16 protein-coding genes are annotated in these 15,174 nt (G+C 46.9%); 2 read left to right on the top strand and 14 right to left on the bottom strand.

Translation table 11 applies throughout. The annotated features are described in order from the left end of the window. The first annotated feature begins 59 nt into the window (after positions 1 to 59). Positions 60 to 2,072: a DUF885 domain-containing protein gene (locus OH455_RS16110; protein WP_269982069.1), complete on the top strand. Its 2,013-nt coding sequence runs from the start codon at positions 60 to 62 to the stop codon at positions 2,070 to 2,072. 38 nt (positions 2,073 to 2,110) lie between these two features. Here OH455_RS16110 and aroC read toward each other — a convergent pair whose 3' ends face one another. Together aroC and prmB are read right to left on the bottom strand one after the other, a co-directional pair. After that, positions 2,111 to 3,196 carry a chorismate synthase gene (gene aroC, locus OH455_RS16105; RefSeq protein ID WP_269982068.1) on the bottom strand — a complete coding sequence of 362 codons (1,086 nt, stop codon included), beginning with the start codon at positions 3,194 to 3,196 and terminating at the stop codon, positions 2,111 to 2,113. A gap of 186 nt (positions 3,197 to 3,382) precedes the next feature. Further along, positions 3,383 to 4,315: a 50S ribosomal protein L3 N(5)-glutamine methyltransferase gene (gene prmB / locus OH455_RS16100; RefSeq protein WP_269982067.1), complete on the bottom strand. Its 933-nt coding sequence runs from the start codon at positions 4,313 to 4,315 to the stop codon at positions 3,383 to 3,385. A gap of 61 nt (positions 4,316 to 4,376) precedes the next feature. On the opposite strand from prmB, the gene smrB reads away from it, so the two are divergent. Continuing rightward, positions 4,377 to 4,907, top strand: a complete 531-nt coding sequence (smrB, locus tag OH455_RS16095; protein WP_269982066.1) for an endonuclease SmrB — start codon at positions 4,377 to 4,379, stop codon at positions 4,905 to 4,907. Between the two features lie 29 nt (positions 4,908 to 4,936). Here smrB and flhB read toward each other — a convergent pair whose 3' ends face one another. The 12 genes from flhB to fliH all read right to left on the bottom strand — a co-directional run bounded on the left by flhB (position 4,937) and on the right by fliH (position 15,165). Then, complete coding sequence (gene flhB / locus OH455_RS16090; protein ID WP_045974771.1) at positions 4,937 to 6,067, bottom strand: flagellar biosynthesis protein FlhB; 1,131 nt, start codon at positions 6,065 to 6,067, stop codon at positions 4,937 to 4,939. Between the two features lie 9 nt (positions 6,068 to 6,076). Beyond that, positions 6,077 to 6,859, bottom strand: coding sequence for a flagellar biosynthetic protein FliR (fliR, locus tag OH455_RS16085; protein WP_269982065.1), 783 nt, complete (start codon positions 6,857 to 6,859; stop codon positions 6,077 to 6,079). Between the two features lie 11 nt (positions 6,860 to 6,870). After that, positions 6,871 to 7,140 carry a flagellar biosynthesis protein FliQ gene (gene fliQ / locus OH455_RS16080; protein ID WP_045974769.1) on the bottom strand — a complete coding sequence of 90 codons (270 nt, stop codon included), beginning with the start codon at positions 7,138 to 7,140 and terminating at the stop codon, positions 6,871 to 6,873. Between the two features lie 12 nt (positions 7,141 to 7,152). Then, positions 7,153 to 8,028: a flagellar type III secretion system pore protein FliP gene (fliP, locus tag OH455_RS16075; RefSeq protein ID WP_269982064.1), complete on the bottom strand. Its 876-nt coding sequence runs from the start codon at positions 8,026 to 8,028 to the stop codon at positions 7,153 to 7,155. Next, on the bottom strand, positions 8,025 to 8,438 hold the full coding sequence (gene fliO, locus OH455_RS16070; RefSeq protein WP_206368399.1) for a flagellar biosynthetic protein FliO: 414 nt from the start codon (positions 8,436 to 8,438) through the stop codon (positions 8,025 to 8,027). Before fliO ends, fliP begins: the two co-directional genes overlap by 4 nt. A 3-nt stretch (positions 8,439 to 8,441) precedes the next feature. Continuing rightward, positions 8,442 to 8,852: a flagellar motor switch protein FliN gene (fliN, locus tag OH455_RS16065; protein WP_006959499.1), complete on the bottom strand. Its 411-nt coding sequence runs from the start codon at positions 8,850 to 8,852 to the stop codon at positions 8,442 to 8,444. A 23-nt stretch (positions 8,853 to 8,875) separates the two neighbouring features. After that, positions 8,876 to 9,931: a flagellar motor switch protein FliM gene (fliM, locus tag OH455_RS16060; RefSeq protein WP_045974766.1), complete on the bottom strand. Its 1,056-nt coding sequence runs from the start codon at positions 9,929 to 9,931 to the stop codon at positions 8,876 to 8,878. Positions 9,932 to 9,938: 7 nt separating this feature from the next. After that, the gene (fliL, locus tag OH455_RS16055) at positions 9,939 to 10,436 is read right to left on the bottom strand and encodes a flagellar basal body-associated protein FliL (RefSeq protein ID WP_206368398.1); all 498 of its coding nucleotides are present in this window, start codon (positions 10,434 to 10,436) and stop codon (positions 9,939 to 9,941) included. 35 nt (positions 10,437 to 10,471) lie between these two features. After that, complete coding sequence (locus OH455_RS16050) at positions 10,472 to 12,457, bottom strand: flagellar hook-length control protein FliK (RefSeq protein ID WP_269982063.1); 1,986 nt, start codon at positions 12,455 to 12,457, stop codon at positions 10,472 to 10,474. Positions 12,458 to 12,595: 138 nt separating this feature from the next. Next, positions 12,596 to 13,036 carry a flagellar export protein FliJ gene (gene fliJ, locus OH455_RS16045; protein WP_045974763.1) on the bottom strand — a complete coding sequence of 147 codons (441 nt, stop codon included), beginning with the start codon at positions 13,034 to 13,036 and terminating at the stop codon, positions 12,596 to 12,598. A 3-nt stretch (positions 13,037 to 13,039) separates the two neighbouring features. Beyond that, complete coding sequence (gene fliI / locus OH455_RS16040; protein ID WP_206368396.1) at positions 13,040 to 14,365, bottom strand: flagellar protein export ATPase FliI; 1,326 nt, start codon at positions 14,363 to 14,365, stop codon at positions 13,040 to 13,042. Next, positions 14,365 to 15,165, bottom strand: coding sequence for a flagellar assembly protein FliH (gene fliH, locus OH455_RS16035; RefSeq protein WP_269982062.1), 801 nt, complete (start codon positions 15,163 to 15,165; stop codon positions 14,365 to 14,367). Before fliH ends, fliI begins: the two co-directional genes overlap by 1 nt. Positions 15,166 to 15,174 lie beyond the last annotated feature (9 nt).

Here is a 15,174-nt window from a genome sequence, read left to right as displayed (position 1 = left end):
GTTAAACTCTCTCCATTCTTTTCCTTGTCGTCACTTAAAAGAAGCTGAAAGGTCTGAAGATGAGAAACAAACAACGTATTACCCTATCGGCAATAACGCTAGCCGTCATCTTGGCAGGTTGTAGTTCCGCGCCAAAAACAAATCATGCTTCCATCCAGCTGACTACACTACTCGACAGCTACCAACATGAATCACAATCTCTGGATAACACTCACTTTGGTATCGTCAATGATCAGATGGTTGCCGCACGTCAGTCTTTAGATCGTACCTATCTCGAAAAGCTTCTTGAGATAGAAAGAAACGCGTTAACCGATGAAGAAAAGGTGTATTACGATACTTTCCGCTTTGACCGTACCATTGCGATTCGCGGTGCAAGCTTCCCCAATACGCGTTTTGGCAACTTCGATGTCCCAGTCACGCATTTTTACAACTACATACAGTGGAATGCCGAAGAAGCGGGCACTGCGATTGATGATTCTGACAATGAACAAACGTATCAAGAACAACTCACCCTGCTCAAAGAGTACACCTCTTGGGTCAGGGGCTTACGCAGCCAATACCAGCAAGCGACACAGCAAGGTATTCAACTACCGGCCATTCTTGCTGAGCGCCTATATCAAAACAGCGTGGACACGATTAGCTACAATAATTTTGCCGTGCTCAAAGTAGGATTAAACGACTTAAAAACTCAGTCAGGGTATACGCCAACTTTTATCAATCAATACACGCAGGAAGTTGAGAAAGCACAACGGGCAACCCAAGAGCTGTTAGCATATCTACACAATCAGTACGTTAAAAGCGCTCGCGGTGAAGGCCAACTCACTGACAAGAATATTGGCTGGGGTGATTTACCCAATGGACAGAGCTGGTATCAGTGGCACCTAGACCGAAACAGTACTACCGGAAAGTCAGCCACCGAGTTACATCATATGGGTGAACAACTGGTCGCAGAAGCTAAAGCGGAGATGATTCGCGTGGCAAAAGTGGTGGTTGCGAAGCGCGGCTCCATCGTGGAAGCGGCGTATCGAGACCCAGCAACAGGTGACGTTTCACCTCGGACGTTTGAACTCGCCACGGACTCAGGCCAGATCAATCTCGGCGAGTTTTTTCAATACCTCAACAGCGAGCAATTCTTTTATGGCCGAGATGGTCAGCCAACAACTACCAAGCAATACGCAGCGAGCTGTATTAGCGCATCCTCTCCTTCCGCCTGCGAAAACGCGCTGACGGACTACTATGTGTTTAAAGACAATGCCAACGATGTCGTTGCCAGCTATTTTAAACCTATCAAAACTAACTACACCATCGAGCCAACGCCTGCTGAAAGAGAGATGTATGATGGTGTCGCTTCCTACGATGACAATGTGTTCACCCTCAACACCAATCCAGACTACAGCCTGCAAAAATGGAATGTCTCGACCTTGTTGTTACATGAAGCCGCGCCTGGTCATCATTTCCAAAACGCGTACGCGCAGGAGTACCCACCTACCAATCTTCCCGATTATATGCAGGATATTTGGTACACCGCTTATGGTGAAGGCTGGGCGCTCTATACCGAATGGCTTGGTATCGAAATGGGCATCTACGGAGAGCTTGACGCACAGAATCGGCCGACGTTTATTAACGGTAAAGGCATGTGCACCCCTACCACTGACTATGACCAGTTCCAAGGCGGTATCTATACGGATGAGCAGGAATGTAATGCGCTACAGTACTTTGGCAGTCTAAACGAAGCACAACTGAGGAATATGCGCTTGGCGGTCGATACAGGCATTCACGCCAACGGCTGGAGTATTGAGCAAGCACGCGATTATATGCACGCCAATTCTGCGCTCGGCGAAGGTGACATAGAATCAGAAAGCTTCCGTTACGCAGCCTATGTCGGTCAGGCGGTTTCCTACAAATCCGGTTATCTGGTTATCCGAGAATTGCTTGAAAAGGCTCAACAAGAGCTAGGAGATAAGTTTGAATACGCTGAATTCCACGACCAACTGCTACGCTACGGACAGCAACCGATGGAAGTGATGAAGAGCAATATCAACAACTGGATTTCTACAAAACTGCAGGCCTAAATGAAAAACGGCTTCCCTGTGGAAGCCGTTTCTATTCACTAAATCTGAGGTGTCTCAGTCGTCACACCTTGATTCTGACCACGATGTCGAAGTAAGTGGTCCATCACTACAATGGCCAACATAGCTTCTGCAATAGGCACTGCGCGAATACCAACACATGGGTCATGACGGCCCTTAGTGATGAGCTGAGTAGGCTCACCTTCTCTGGTGATGGTTTCACCCGGAACGGTGATACTAGACGTCGGCTTTAGTGCAATGTTCGCAACAATATCCTGACCAGTCGAGATACCACCTAAAATGCCACCAGCATGGTTACTACCGAAACCGTCTGGAGACAAAGTATCACGGTGCTCGCTGCCCTTTTGGCTAACAACATCGAATCCATCGCCGATTTCAACACCTTTGACCGCGTTGATGCTCATCAGCGCGTGGGCAATATCAGCATCCAAACGATCAAACACAGGTTCACCTAAACCGACAGGTACATTCGTTGCGACAACCTGGAGCTTGGCGCCAATCGAGTCGCCTTGCTTTTTAAGATCGCGAATCAGCTGATCTAACGCGTCAACTTTGTCGACGTCTGGGCAGAAAAACGCGTTATTTTCAATCTCATCCCAATCCACTTTCTCAATTGATACATCACCCATTTGAGACAGATAAGCGCGGATCTCGATACCAAACTCTTGCTTCAGGTATTTTTTAGCAATAGCACCGGCAGCGACACGCATAGCGGTTTCACGTGCTGAAGAGCGGCCTCCACCACGATAATCACGCACACCATATTTCTGGTGGTAGGTATAATCAGCGTGACCTGGACGGAACTTGTCTTTAATTTCCGAATAATCTTTTGAGCGTTGGTCTGTGTTTTCAATCAACAGACCAATCGAAGTACCCGTGGTTTTACCTTCGAATACGCCAGACAGAATCTTCACTTCATCTGGTTCGCGACGTTGAGTGGTATAACGAGAAGTCCCCGGTCGACGACGATCGAGATCCATCTGAATGTCTGCTTCAGTTACTTCTAGCCCTGGAGGGCACCCGTCGACGATACATCCTAGTGCGATACCGTGACTTTCTCCGAATGTCGTTACTCGGAAATGCTGTCCGATACTGTTTCCTGCCATTACTTCCTCAAATTCCTTCAGCCCTGTAAACAAAGCTGTACATTACAATTGTTGGTAAATTCATAGTGGCGTTATTGCGATTTGATGTAAAGCCCTAATGGCGATCTATTTTGCTTTTCTTTGCCAATAAAAAACGCCGGACAAGGCTGTCCGGCGTTTTATCACATCAAGCGAACTGAATGATACTCAGTCTTTATAGATTGAGAATTCTTCCGCATGCTGCAGCATCTGTTCACGCGTTAGCATGAATACACCATGGCCGCCATTTTCAAACTCAAGCCAGGTGAAAGGGATATGCGGATATTGCTCCATCATATGAACCATAGAGTTCCCCACCTCACAGATGAGAATACCGCTATCAGTCAAGTAATCTGGCGCATTCGCCAGAATACGACGCACCAATTTCAGGCCGTCCGTACCCGCAGCAAGGCCAAGTTCAGGCTCATGCGTAAACTCATCAGGCAGACTGTTCATGTCTTCTTGATCCACATACGGAGGGTTAGACACGATCAGGTTGTACTTCTCTTTTGGCAGATCACGAAACAGATCCGAGCGAATCGGGAATACCTGCTGCTCCATACCATGGTCTTGAACATTCTGTTCGGCAACCTGCAGTGCATCTGTCGAGATATCAATGGCATCAACTTCTGCATCCGGGAAAGCATGTGCACAGGCGATCGCGATACAGCCACTACCGGTACACAGATCCATAATGCGTGTTGGCTCTTCAATGAGCCAAGGTTGAAACTCTGCCTGGATCAGCTCTCCAATTGGAGAACGGGGAACTAGAACCCGTTCATCGACAAAAAACTCTAAGCCACAGAACCAAGCACGGTTGGTCAGGTACGCGGTTGGAGTACGCTCATTAATTCGTTTCACAACGCGCTCAACAATGCGCAAGCGCTCGCTGCTCGTTAATCGAGAATTTAATACATGCGGAGGCACGTCAATTGGCAAGTACAACGTTGGCAGGATCAGCTGAACGGCTTCATCCCATGCGTTATCAGTGCCGTGACCATAAAATAGGTTTGCGGCGTTGAAACGACTCACAGTCCAACGAATCATATCCTGAAGCGTGTGTAATTCTGATACCGCTTCTTCTACAAAAATCTTATCCAAAATTGCCTCCGAAAAGCGCTACAATACTGCCAATAGCATTTATTTATGTATCTATGACCCAATGAGCAAAAAAGACACCGAAGTTGATGATGATTTCGCCCTTTTCAGGGATGCAGTACAAGGCGTAAAAAAGTTGCGACAGGATACCATAGTCCAGCAGCCAAAAAAAAATACTAAGCAAAAAGAAATCAAACGTAGCGCGCGTGAAGCCAGCGATACAGAGTTCTATTTTTCTGACGAATTCGTGCCGCTTCTCAGTGAAGACGGACCGACTCGCTATGCCCGCGATGACGTATCTCAATATGAAGTGAAACGCCTTCGCCGTGGCGTGTACGTCCCGGATGTGTTTTTAGATATGCACGGCATGACGCAAAATGAAGCCAAGCGCGAACTCGGCGCGATGATTGCTTACTGCATCAAAAATGAGATTTCATGTGCGTGTGTTCAACACGGTATTGGCAAGCATATTCTCAAGCAAAAAACGCCGCTTTGGTTGGCGCAGCACCCGGATGTCATGGCATTTCACCAAGCGCCATTAGAATTCGGCGGTGACGGCGCTTTGCTGGTACTACTGTCGATACCAGAGAAATAGAGTCGCTAACACAAATATAAGCCAGTCTTCTATTGCCTTAAGTCTGATGGAATCGGTAGATCCGAAGCTTTAAAGTGCGGACGTTGACCACCACGCTTACGATACTGTTTAAGCTGGAACACATAGGCTAGCACTTGCGCCACAGCCGTAAATAGCCCATCGGGGATCTCTTGCTCTAACTCAGTCGAGTGATAAAGGGCTCGTGCGAGCGGAGGAGCTGGAATCACATAGATGTCGTGTTCACGAGCAATTTCGCGTATTTTTAGCGCCATATGGTCGACGCCTTTTGCGACTACAATCGGCGCTTTATCAGTATCTTGCTTATAGCGAAGAGCCACAGAGAAGTGCTCCGGGTTGGTGACAATCACATCAGCTTGGGGAACTTCTGACATCATTCGGCGTTGGGCGGCTTCACGCTGCAACATCCGAATACGGCCTTTGACTTCAGGCTTACCTTCCGTCTCCTTGTACTCATCTTTGACTTCCTGCTTGGTCATCTTTAACTGATCCGCGTGCTGCCAGATCTGGAAAGGGATATCAATCGCGACGACAATCAGCAATGAACAACTGATCAATAGTACAAAGTTAAGCAAGATATCTAATGCGTGGAAAATGTTCTGCGGATAGACATCCATACTCAACTGGAACAGATCTTTCTGCGCTGCATCGATCAGATAAAATGCGACACCAGAAACCAAAGTTACTTTCAGAATTGATTTAAGTAACTCAACCCAACTTTGCAAGCCCACCATTCGCTTTAGGCCACTGAGTGGGTTCATTTTTGACCACTTTGGCATCGCGGCTTCAACTGAGAAACTAATGCCACCAACTCCTGCGGCACCAATTAAAGCAGCAATGAACAGAACAGTAAGAATCAACAACAAGGGGCCAAGCAAGCTGACTAGCGAACCAAGAGCAATATCAAACAACTTTGGCAAGTCAAAAATCTCTTCACGCGACAGATCAAACAAACGCCCCATAAGTGTATACAACCCACGTGCAAGTGCATCACCAAACCACATCAAGGCAATGGCCCCAATGACAAGCACAGATACTGACGCTAACTCTTTAGACCTTGCAACCTGCCCTTTTTCACGAGCCTGCTGCAATCGCCTGGGCGTAGCGTCTTCGGTGCGTTCTTGACCGTCTGATTCTGCCAATTCAGCCCCCTAACAATTTAAGCGTATGAAGCGGCACACTTGCTGCTCCCCTTGCAACCAGAATAGCTCATAGTGACTGAATAGCCCGGCGATAATATACCAACAGAGTAATAAGCCGACGATCAAAGCAAACGCAAAACCCAGAGAGAAGATGTTCAGCTGTGGTGCCGCACGGGTCATAACGCCAAACGATAAATTGATCGTTAACAATGCGATAATCCCAGACAAGGACATACTCAGTGCAACTTTAAACATGATCCCTAGCCAAAGTGCCAATTCCCTAAAATCGACGGTGTTCAGTGATCCACTACCAATAGGTAGTGACTGAAAACTCATTACCACCAGCATAATCATTTTCAAGTGACCATCGGTAGCGAGGAAAAACATCGTGGCTAAGAACATAAAAAGCTGGCCAAGTAACGGCGTATTCTGACCATTGGCAGGGTCAACCATTGATGCAAAACCCAAACTCGCTTGCATACCAAGAATTTGGCCAAGAATCACAAAGGTCTGAATCATGAACTGAGTAATGGTTCCCATCGCGACACCAATGATGATCTGCTCCAAGAGCGTCATGAAGCCTTGCCCAGAGAGCAACTCTATGGTGTCTGGCACAGCAGGGATAACAGGCATTACAGCAAGCGTAATTGCCAAACCAAGATAGAGTCTGACACGAGTAGAAACAAAACGCGCCCCTGTCACCGACATCACCATCAACATGGCAGCGATTCGGGTATAAGGCCAGAAGTAGTTGGCTATCCAGTCGAGTATCAGGCTCGTTGGGTATTCCACGTGAAACCGCCCTAGTAGAGAACCTGAGGCAGGCGCTCAACAATCGAGAAAAAGTACTCCATCATCATTTGTGTCATCCAATGCGCGAACAACATCAACGCCAACAAAGTCACCACTAGACGGGGTAAGAAGCTCAACGTCTGTTCGTTAATCGACGTTGCAGCCTGAAAGATCGCGACAACCAGACCAATAAGTAAGCTGGGGATGATAATGGCGCAAACCATAATCAGAACCATCCACAGCGCATCTTTGAACAGCTCGACGAATACTTCAGGCGTCATATTTTCCTCCCACTACAAGGCAAAGCTGCCAGCTAGAGTAGACAGAATAAGGTTCCAGCCATCAACAAGGACAAACAGCATGAGTTTGAAGGGTAAAGAAACGATCATTGGGGAGAGCATCATCATACCCATCGCCATCAAAACTGAGGCCACCACTAAATCAATAATCAGAAACGGAAGGAAGAGCATAAATCCAATCTGGAAAGCCGTTTTCAATTCAGAGGTAATAAATGCTGGGATCAATATGGCCATTGAAACATCTTCGGGCGCTGTTGCATCTGAACCAGAAATATTAACAAAGGTTTCAAGGTCCTTAACTCGAGTTTGCTTGAGCATAAAGTCTTTCATTGGCACTTGGGCGCGATCAAAAGCTTCACGTGCGGTGATCTGTTCATTGATGTATGGCTGGATAGAGTCTTCATTAATCTTGTTCAACACCGGAGACATGATGAAGAAGGTCAAGAAAATCGCGATACCTATAATGACCTGATTAGATGGCGTTTGTTGCAAACCCATCGCCTGACGAAGAATCGACATCACCACAACAATACGAGTGAATGAAGTCATCAAAATGACCATGGCAGGCAAGAAACCCAACATGGTCATTAACGCTAATATCTGTAAGTTAATCGAATAGTCTTCGCTACCATCAGGGTTAGTCGTCATGGTGAACGCAGGAATGCCACCACCACCCCCTGTAAAACTGCCAGTTGAAATGGTCCGTGTAGCGCCCTGCTCTTTTTCCATGGCGGAAACAGTGACCGATTGTGACGGTGCCGCATTGTCAGGAATAGGGGTTGCAATACTTTCCTCAGCGAACGAAGTCGCCGAAAAAACGCTCAGGCATAGAGTCAGTATCAATAACGCTAATCGACTAGTGTTTATCATTCTTTCTTTTTCAATAGCTGAGTCAATTGGGTCGCAAAAGGACTGGACGCCAATGCAGATTTATTCAGCTCCTCCTGAGTCAAAGGGGTATCCAACTTGGAAATCAGTTGTACCGACTGTGCGGTCACTCCCACTAAAAATTGCTCTTCACCCGCCTGTACAATCATGATTCGTTCACGAGTACCGACTGGTATCTGACGCACGATATTCAGGCCTCCTTGGTTAATCATCGCTGGCACTCGCATACGTTTCAGTAACCAAGCCAAAAAAAGGATGAATGCAACGACGAACAAAAGCGACCCAAACGTGGTCGCCCAATCTAGCTGATTACCTGATGCAGTTTCAGCCCAAACAGACGGAGAGAGGAGCGTAAGAAGACACAGAGACACTCCTTTTATCTGTTTTCTCATAATTTACCTTAGCTTCTTAATCCGCTCAGTCTGGCTGATAACGTCAGTCAAACGAATACCAAACTTATCATTGACTACCACCACCTCACCGTGAGCTATCAAAGTACCATTAACCAGCACATCCAACGACTCCCCGGCTAAACGCTCAAGTTCAACGACAGAACCTTGGTTAAGTTGGAGCAAATTACGAATACTGATTTGTGAACGGCCTACTTCCATAGAAATCGTCACTGGAATATCCAGAATCGTATCGAGTTTGCGGCGTTCGTCTTCTGAAATAGGCGACCCAGTATCTTGTAACTCATCAAGTTGAGCGGCCATAACTTCATCTACATCTACCTCTGGCGCATCAGGGTCTTCACCTAGTGCAGCAGCCCATTCATCCGCCAGTTTTTGATCGTCGCTCGGTTCCATACCTGTTACCTATTTACTCTATATTAATCTTCAATTTCACCGTCATCTTCTTCTAATTCAGAAATGACATCTTTGCCCAAGAAAGCGATGTCGGTCTTGACCACATCCGGGCGCTTAATTTCCTCTGAAACCTGAACCGCAAGTTGTTCACCAGAGCGTCCCATTTTGACGCGGAATGTTGGTAGTTCTTCAACAAACATAGTGGCATTTTCAGGCATAGTGATAGGAATGATGTCACCGGGTTGCAGCTCCATCAAATCTCTTAGTGAAATATCCTGTTCCAGTAGATTCACGCGGAAGTTAACCGGAACATCCATTATCTCCTCGCGAAGTGCGGTGCTCCAACGAACATCCGTTTCCATCTTATCTGACTGAACACCGGCATCAAGCAGTTCGCGGATCGGCTCCACCATAGAGTAGGGCATCACCACATGGAAATCACCACCGCCGCCATCAACTTCTATATGGAAAGAGCTGACGACAATCACTTCCGTCGGGCTGACAATATTTGCCATGCTTGGGTTCACTTCAGAATCGAGATATTCAAACTCGACGCCCATTACTGGAGACCAAGCCTCTTTATAATCTTCAAACACAATCTTGAGCAGAAGTTGTACAATCCGACGTTCAGTTGGCGTAAACTCACGCCCTTCAATTCGAGCATGAAAACGCCCATCACCACCAAAAAAGTTTTCTACCAAAATAAAAACTAAGCGGGCTTCCATGGTAATAAGTGCAGTACCTTTTAGCGGTCTAAAGCGTACCATGTTCAAACTAGTCGGCACATACAAAGTATTTTGATATTCACCGAATTTCATCATTTGTACGCCATTTATCGACACTTCGGCGGTTTTTCTCAGCATGTTGAATAAGCTGATCCGCAGGTGACGCGCAAAACGTTCGTTGATCAACTCTAGCGTTGGCATTCGACCACGAACGATACGGTCTTGCGAAGAGAAATCAAACTCTACTGCGCTGGGGTCCGCCGCTGCGCCACCACCGTCGTCTTCTCCCTCATCGACATCGTCGACACCGTGGAGCAGCGCATCAATCTCGTCTTGGCTTAATAGATCGGTCACTCTTCACCTACTGTATTACAAAATCAGTAAACAACACTCGTTCAATCACGGGTTGCCCTACCGCACGAGTCAAGCTCGCTTTAATATCTTCTGTGGCTTTATCTCTCAATTCCACCCGTCCGTTGACACTACGCAGCTGGTCGACGGTCGCTGAAGCGAAAGTACCGAGTAATGAGCTTTCCACCAATGGCGAGTGGTAACGGGCTAAGTTTTCATTTTCTGTACCACGCACCATCAGCTGTACTTTAATTTGCACAAGCCGATCTTTTTTATCACCCGTGACATTAAATAAAAATGGTTGAGCAATATTGACGTAAGAAACAGGCTCTGTTGATACCACCACTTCTTGTTGGGCAGTTTGCGCTGCTTCTTCGGATTCATCCGATCCCATCAGGAAAAAAGCAGCTCCACCGCCGCCAACGAGTAGAACTACAACAGCGATGATGATAATTAACAGCTTGCTTTTGCCTTTGGGTGCTTCTGCTTCTATTCCTTCGTCTGCCATATTTAACTTTCTCTATTTTCTTACTTTTCTATAGTTTAAGCGTAATAACTGATTCCATCACGCTTTGTTGTGACATTCAAATCAAGATTGACGTCTGGTTCAAGGTTTTCTTCGCCTGCAAAGGTCTGGTTGCCGTTACCTTGACCGTTTCCAGCACTATTTCCAGCCGCATAGCGATTTTGTTGCTGTCCCGAAGATTGCTGCTGAACAGAAGAGTCCCCCAATTGAACGCCCTGCTGGGCTAGCATCTCACGTAAACGAGGCATGGAATGCTCGATGACATCCCGCGCCTGTTGATTTGCCACCGTAAAGTGCACCGTCGCTCCCTCTCCAGTCATACTCATACGGATCTGGAGCCGACCTAATTCTGGTGGATCAAGACGAATGTCGATATTTTTCAGATTCTTCGACATCATCATTTGGACTCTTTCAGCCACTTGATCGCCTGCCATTTCTCGGTTTAACTGCATAGGAGCCTGAGCAGCCGCTTGATCTGCTCGCATTTGATGCTGCGCTGTTAAGCCTTGCTGGCCTGCGGCTTGAGACAACTGCTGAGCAAAGCCTGTTTCATTTCCTTGGTCAGCACTTTGTTTGCCCTCGCTCCCAACGAGCTTACCTAAAGACCCTGCCGCTTTTGTTCCCATTACCGCTTTGAGCATAGCCTGTTCACTGGCAACTGGCGTAGCGGCAACTTGCTGAAATTGACTAGCAGCAAGATCATTTGTCAGCGGTATAGCTGCTGCCTGCGAGGCAACTTGTAGATTATTTTGGGCTGCATTAGAGGTAGTTGAAGTACTATGTAAAGCCTGCTGCACAGATTGTGCTAACTGAGCTTTAGGCCTAGCATCCTGTTGTATTGTTAGCTCATCTTTTCCAACTTCTGCCGTAGAAGCGCCCCAAGGTATACCAGTAGCAGGTGCAACGGTTTGGCCTGCAACGGCTGGGGCAGTAGCAATGTCAGCTTCACTCAGCGATGACATTGATAACGGTGTAGATTGCAATCCCCTCTCAACATTAGGTTCTACAGGTTCAACAACTCTGCGCTGGATCAGCGTTTGCCTATGCGCCTCTGCTTTTGCAGACTCCACAACCAGCTCAATCTCTTTATCGGACAAACCTTGAATTTTCAGCTCATGTTTTAGCTGTTCAATTTCAGGATTGGTCAGTGTAGTTTTATCGCCTTTTGGCTGGGCCATTGCCGCTGTACCCCCAGTGCTAGCAATCATTGCACTACTACTGTGATTGTCCGCAGCCACGACATCTTCTTTCAGTTGCGCTTCAGATTGAATAAATGGTTTCACACTCTCTGGAACCATGACTTGCTGCTCATCAGTCAGTTCAACCTCAATCTTATTACTATTCGAAGCAGCTGACACATTGGCATCAGTCAGCTCTTCATCCTGATATTGGGCTGACAAGAATGGAGTGACAGAATCCACCTGTGTCTCTTGGTTTAATTTTTCTTGCTTTTGTTGGAAAGGGCCGGTTACTTGAGCCGAAGACTCTGATGATTGTGGCAACTCGTTGCCGTTTTGGGGTTTAAGCGCTCTGTTGGCTTCATTTAAACGACTCAGCAGTTCTTCGTTTTCAGACACAATTTTATCTGCGTCTCCTTCAGGTTGTTGAGCGGCTTGTTGTTTAGTAGAGAGCTCAGCGTCTCCTTTGTCGGCCAGTGTGTCTTGGTTTGTTTCTGATTTGAGCAACTCATCAGTAGAAGCACTTTTAGCATCAGAAGCTACCACCTCTCCTAGTTGAGACTCATCCTCTATGCTGACGTCGTCACTATCGCTAACTTCTTTATCGAATGATGCTTTGATACCATCCTTGCCTTCAACGAGTTGAGCAATTTTTTTTGACTCCATATCAGAAGCTTTTTCTTCGCCAGATTCACCCTTGATAAGTGACGCCAACTTGGAGAAAAAGCCCTCAGACTGCTTTGCGTCCTCACTAGCTTCCACAGATTGAGGTGACGATGTTGCCCCTTTAGAGGCATCGGAAACCGGAGTTAAATTCACATTCATAAATAGATCACTCACGCATAATTGAGAGGACAGTCACGGCCAATAATTCAAACAGTAAGTAGCGGCAACACGTTATTCAACGAGGAAAACTGCAAGAAGTGCGCCAATCAGAAAGGTAAAGAGCTCATTAATGTGATGCTAGTTCAGTGTACGACGAGAATATTGGAGGGTTGAGAACTCATCCATTTGTTTTTGTTCACGAATATTCTGTAAGCGTTCTTTCTCGGTCTGCTTTTTCTCAATCAACCACTCGTAAGAGCGGCGTTGTTTGCGACATTCGAGCCAATTTTGCTCACAACTGTCAACTTGTGATTTGAAATGCTCCTCCGCCTGCTTCTGCTTAGCTAAGGTTTCATCTAATGTCGTGAGGAAGCGGTTCAGGTGAGAGTATTGGCTAGCTGTCAGCCCTTGCTTGCCTCTTTCGACCAGTTGATTACAGTAATCAAGACGATAGTTTTCTATCTGCTCCAGTTGCTGATAATAACCATCCAATTCTACTCGTGCCTGATTGAGCGCAAGTACCGCTTGGTTCTCTCGTTCCTGAGCCTGGCTTAACAAAAAATCCAACGCATTATCCATAAATTACGAATCTCCCTGTAGAAGATTGCGTAACATATTGACACACATGTCGAATGGAACGGTCTCTTTCATCGCCTGCTGTAAATACCCATCCAGTCGTGGTTTTAAAGTAAACGCACTGTCAATGGCTGGATCAGATCCCGGTTTATACGCACCAATCGATACCAGATCCTGATTTTTACGGCAAACAGACAACACCTGACGTACCGCTTTGGACATCAACATCTGCTCTTCGGAGGTAATTTGTGGCATGACACGGCTGACTGATTTCTCGACATCGATCGCGGGATAATGGCCAGCATCCGCCATTTCACGAGACAATACTATATGACCATCTAAGATCGCTCGCGATGCATCAGCAATCGGATCTTGAAGATCGTCGCCTTCCGTCAACACAGTAAAAAATGCCGTAATAGAGCCTTGTTCTTGGCTGCCATTACCCGCTCGCTCCACCAAGGCTGGCAGCTTGGCAAATACCGAGGGGGGATATCCTTTGGTCGCTGGCGGCTCACCAACAGATAAAGCAATTTCACGCTGAGCCTGAGCAAATCGCGTCAAAGAATCCATCAACAGTAGTACATCTAATCCTTGATCACGGAAATATTCCGCAATCGTCAACGCAGTCTGACAACCTTTAAGTCGCATCAGTGGAGAAGAGTCAGCCGGCGCAGCCACGACAACCGAACGTTGACGTCCGTCTACCCCAAGAATTTCTTCAATGAATTCTTTTACTTCACGTCCACGCTCACCAATTAGACCAACAACAACGACTTGGGCCGTCGTTCCTCGAGTCATCATACCTAAGGTAACCGACTTACCCACACCAGAACCAGCGAACAGGCCAATACGCTGACCCTTGCCTACCGTCAGAAGTCCGTTAATGGCTTTGATACCAACATCGAGAGGCTCAGAAATGGGTTTACGCGCAAGAGGATTAATAGGATCGGCGTTGAAAGCTGCTCTTTTCTCTGTATACAAAGGCCCTTGGCCATCTAACGGATTACCAACACCATCGATCACTCGTCCAAGAAGTTCCATACCAACAGGTAAGCCGGCGTCACTCGTCAAAGGCGTTACTTTAGCACCAGGTAATACACCAGTGATTTGCTCGCTCGGCATTAAGTAAAGGTTGTCACCTGAAAAGCCGACGACCTCTGCTTCCATTTCTCCGTGCATGGTTTCGACTTTGCAGAGACTGCCAATGGGAGCGCGACATCCGGTAGCTTCAAGGGTTAACCCAACAACCCGAACGAGTTTGCCTGAAGCAACAGGGCGACAAGTTAACCCTTGAGTTTGGTACTGAGATAGGCGTTCAGCCAGTGCTAACATTACTCACCACCTTGGTGGCGATTTACCCCACAAAAACTCTGCAATACATTACGTACTCTGTCTTCAAGGCGATAGTTAACACTCGACTCACCCGCTTCGATCTGCACATCTCCACGATTCAGTGCAGGCTCTGCCATCAGAGTCCAGTTACGAAATTCCAGTTCTTCTTCACCATATGCAGAACGAATGATTTCAACATCTTCTGGATGAAGTTTGAGGGTAATCGAATGACCAGATACTGGCAGAGATTCAACAGATTGCTTAATCGTATCAAGTACAACTTGAGGGTTGGTTTGTACTTCGACATGAACCACCTCTTTAACCAAAGTCAGTACCATGTCGACTAATTGCTTTTCAACCTGAGCATTCATTAACTCAAGCGGTTGAGCAAACTGATTCGCAAGTCCAACCAATGTTTGGACTTGCTGTTGAATGAATTTTTGCCCGGCTTCGATGCCTTCGGCTTTACCCGCGTCCAACCCTTCTTGATGACCTTCTTGCTGGCCTTGTTCTTTGCCTTTATCGTAGCCTTGCTTAAAGCCAGCTTCCTGCCCCTGAAGCAAACCTTCTTCATAAGCTTGCTGTTTAATAAGCTCGATGTCTTCAGCTGTCAGCTCTTTAGGCGCTTCTTCTTCAGGCTCAGAAGAAATGGGCATCCAGCTTGGGTCATAATTCATCGCAGTTTCTTTCGCCTGCTTATGAGTTTCCGGCGTATAGTCCGGCATTCCCCAGCGCTCTGGCTTTTGAATTTGCTCGTCATTGTCCAAGCGCAGAAAACCGCGCTTTCTTTCCCCAGACATAAAATGATT

The organism is Vibrio sp. T11.5 (assembly GCF_027587155.1).
GTDB lineage: Bacteria > Pseudomonadota > Gammaproteobacteria > Enterobacterales > Vibrionaceae > Vibrio > Vibrio neptunius.
This window is presented reverse-complemented; position numbering and strand designations above follow the sequence as displayed.

What these genes read in the sequence shown, in the direction of transcription:
- fliI (WP_206368396.1), bottom strand. Translation starts at nt 14,365, where the DNA reads ATGTTAGCACTGGCTGAACGCCTATCTCAGTACCAAACTCAAGGGTTA.
- smrB (WP_269982066.1), top strand. Translation starts at nt 4,377, where the DNA reads ATGAGCAAAAAAGACACCGAAGTTGATGATGATTTCGCCCTTTTCAGG.
- fliL (WP_206368398.1), bottom strand. Translation starts at nt 10,436, where the DNA reads ATGGCAGACGAAGGAATAGAAGCAGAAGCACCCAAAGGCAAAAGCAAG.
- fliJ (WP_045974763.1), bottom strand. Translation starts at nt 13,036, where the DNA reads ATGGATAATGCGTTGGATTTTTTGTTAAGCCAGGCTCAGGAACGAGAG.
- fliQ (WP_045974769.1), bottom strand. Translation starts at nt 7,140, where the DNA reads ATGACGCCTGAAGTATTCGTCGAGCTGTTCAAAGATGCGCTGTGGATG.
- fliH (WP_269982062.1), bottom strand. Translation starts at nt 15,165, where the DNA reads ATGTCTGGGGAAAGAAAGCGCGGTTTTCTGCGCTTGGACAATGACGAG.
- OH455_RS16050 (WP_269982063.1), bottom strand. Translation starts at nt 12,457, where the DNA reads ATGAATGTGAATTTAACTCCGGTTTCCGATGCCTCTAAAGGGGCAACA.
- fliP (WP_269982064.1), bottom strand. Translation starts at nt 8,028, where the DNA reads ATGATAAACACTAGTCGATTAGCGTTATTGATACTGACTCTATGCCTG.
- OH455_RS16110 (WP_269982069.1), top strand. Translation starts at nt 60, where the DNA reads ATGAGAAACAAACAACGTATTACCCTATCGGCAATAACGCTAGCCGTC.
- aroC (WP_269982068.1), bottom strand. Translation starts at nt 3,196, where the DNA reads ATGGCAGGAAACAGTATCGGACAGCATTTCCGAGTAACGACATTCGGA.
- fliO (WP_206368399.1), bottom strand. Translation starts at nt 8,438, where the DNA reads ATGAGAAAACAGATAAAAGGAGTGTCTCTGTGTCTTCTTACGCTCCTC.
- fliN (WP_006959499.1), bottom strand. Translation starts at nt 8,852, where the DNA reads ATGGAACCGAGCGACGATCAAAAACTGGCGGATGAATGGGCTGCTGCA.